This window comes from 'Camptotheca acuminata' phytoplasma (genome assembly GCF_041276565.1).
Taxonomy (GTDB): Bacteria; Bacillota_I; Bacilli_A; order Acholeplasmatales; family Acholeplasmataceae; genus Phytoplasma.
In genome coordinates this window covers 1-2,376 of record NZ_JBGGGR010000028.1, presented here as the reverse complement: position 1 = coordinate 2,376, position 2,376 = coordinate 1, and the positions used below count along the sequence as shown (strand labels likewise).

General features: G+C 18.4%; 3 protein-coding genes. All 3 read right to left on the bottom strand.

Features of this window, described 5'->3' with window-relative positions; all coding sequences use genetic code 11:
- Positions 1-682: 682 nt before the first annotated feature.
- Positions 683-1,327 carry a dTMP kinase gene (locus tag AB6A63_RS01955; RefSeq protein WP_370431013.1) on the bottom strand — a complete coding sequence of 215 codons (645 nt, stop codon included), beginning with the start codon at positions 1,325-1,327 and terminating at the stop codon, positions 683-685.
- A gap of 350 nt (positions 1,328-1,677) precedes the next feature.
- Positions 1,678-1,935, bottom strand: coding sequence for a hypothetical protein (locus AB6A63_RS01950; protein WP_370431012.1), 258 nt, complete (start codon positions 1,933-1,935; stop codon positions 1,678-1,680).
- Positions 1,936-2,169: 234 nt separating this feature from the next.
- Positions 2,170-2,376 (bottom strand): hypothetical protein (locus tag AB6A63_RS01945; protein ID WP_370431011.1); only part of this gene is annotated, 207 nt, incomplete at its 5' end.

Sequence of the window (2,376 nt, the reverse complement as noted above, 5' to 3'; positions counted from 1 at the left end):
TTTAAAAAATTATTCTTTTTTTTAGTAAAAAAAAGAATTTTATAAATACAATAATATAATATCATTTTTTTATTAAACAATTTAAGAAATTTTATTTGATAAAAAAAAAAAAAATCAAAAAATAGTCCATTTTACAATAAAAAAGACAATATAAAAAATGGAAATTCTTTGATTTTTACAACAAATAAAACAAAAAAATAACAAGCTTAAATAAAAAAATAAAAGAAGATAATTTTATTTATAATAAGATTATTTTTTCAGTGAAAAAATTTTTTTACATTACTTTTAATTGAATAAATAAAAAATATAAAAAAAGAATTTATAATAAAATAACAATATTTTATTCATATATTAATATAAATATAAAAAGATTTTATATTATTTCATTACTTTTTTTAATTTTTTATAATCTCCTTTTAATAATTTATCGATTTTATCTTAAATTTGCAATTGTTTAATATTTCAAATATCCCTTTAACCGATAAATATAGTATTTATTGAGGTTGTTTTTTAAAATTTTTTTAAATAAAATATATTTTTAAAATTATTCTTTTTTGAATGATATTTTTAATGATGAACTTTATATGGAATAAAAATTATATTTAATATACTGGTTTTTAAACTGATAATTTAAAAACAAAACAAAAATAAATATAAATTTTATTTCTTTTGATTATCATTTTTACTTTAATTTTAATTTTTGAAGAATAATTTGACTATTCTTTTCTAAAGAATCATCACCTTTTAAAATAGTTCTGTTTGGGATTCGATAAAACTGAAAAAAATGAAGATAACCTTGACGAATCAAATTAAAATGCGATATAGGTTGATTTTCGATCCAGTCTGGTTGATGATTCATTTGAGTTTGTTTTCTTTGAAGAGCCTTTTCAGGTTCGATATCTAAGAGAAACTGAAAAGACTGAGGATCACGAACTTCAATAGAACGCGTAACTACCAAATCCAAAATTTTTTGTAAATACAAAATCTGTTTTTGTTTTTGAGGATGCTCCAAATAAGGGAAAATTTGATAAGCGAAAGTAGAAGGAAACCAACGATCCAAAATAACAATTGTGTCTGTCTTAAAATAAGGATTTATGTTCTCTTTTTGAATTTGAGCCATATTAGCTAACGCCAAGTGAAAACGAGTCTCATAAGATAATGTCGGACCGTTGATAAAAAGTTCTTTAATTTGGAGCCCAACAGAACTACTCCCTAATCCTTGAAACACTTGAAAAGGTTTTTTTAATTCCTTCAATTTTTCAGTTAAATGTTGAATTAAAGTGGTTTTACCACTACCATCAATACCCTCAATCACTATTATTTTCATTTTCTGATCCTCTTTTTATTTTTATTTAATCTTTTTTTATTTATATTTTGAGATATCATAAACTATTTTCAAAAATATAATTTTATTAATTTTATTAATTTTATTAATTTTATTAATTTTATTAATTTTATTAATTTTATTAATTTTATTAATTTTATTAATTTTATTAATTTTATTAATTTTATTAATTTTATTAAAAAAACATTCCATAAAATAAGAAATAAATAATTTGACTTTAAAATGAAAATTATTTTCAGCGTTGTTATAATATCAACAATATAAATTTATAAAGAATTCAAATTTTTTTAAAATTGTTTTTTTTGTTATATGTTTTTATATTATAAACAAATTTATAAAATATTTTGAATTTTGTTTTTGAAATAAAAAGCGATTATATAAAATTTATTTTCGAATCTTAGTCCGATAATTCGCGACGTATCTGTTCCCCTAACTTTATAACGATATTTATATACAACTTTTGTTAAAACTTTGAACTCAAATTGTTTCTTTGTTTCTGGTCCCACAAGACGAGTTTGAATAAAAGAATATTTTTTTAAAATAATGTTAATTTCTGTTTGTTTTAATTCTCTAATAAGATTTTGATTCAAAAAAAATAAAATCTTTATAATTTTTTTATTTTTTCTAATTTTTTATAAAATACAAATAATACTTTAAAAATTTAATTTTCATAAAAGATAAAATCAATTAATTGAATTATTGTAAAAAATAAAAAAAGACTAAATGAGAATGTTAATTTTTAAAATAATATATTTTTAATTAATTTTGTCTGAGATTCGTATAGCGAGATATATTTCAAACTTCAATTTGAAAAAATACTTTGTTTATATTTTTATTTTTTTAACTAATAATTTTTTAAAAAAATATTTAAAGAAAAAAAACGACTGTTTAATAGTCGTTTTTTTATTTAGTTTTTTACTTTCTAATAATTTATCTATTTCTTCTTTCGTGATTGTTTCTTGTTCTAATAATAAAGTAACTATTTTTTCTAATAGAGGTTTATTATTAGTCATGATTTGTTTCGCTTCTTG

Excerpts from the sequence above, each read along its gene's own strand:
- AB6A63_RS01955 (WP_370431013.1), bottom strand. The coding sequence starts at position 1,327 with ATGAAAATAATAGTGATTGAGGGTATTGATGGTAGTGGTAAAACCACT.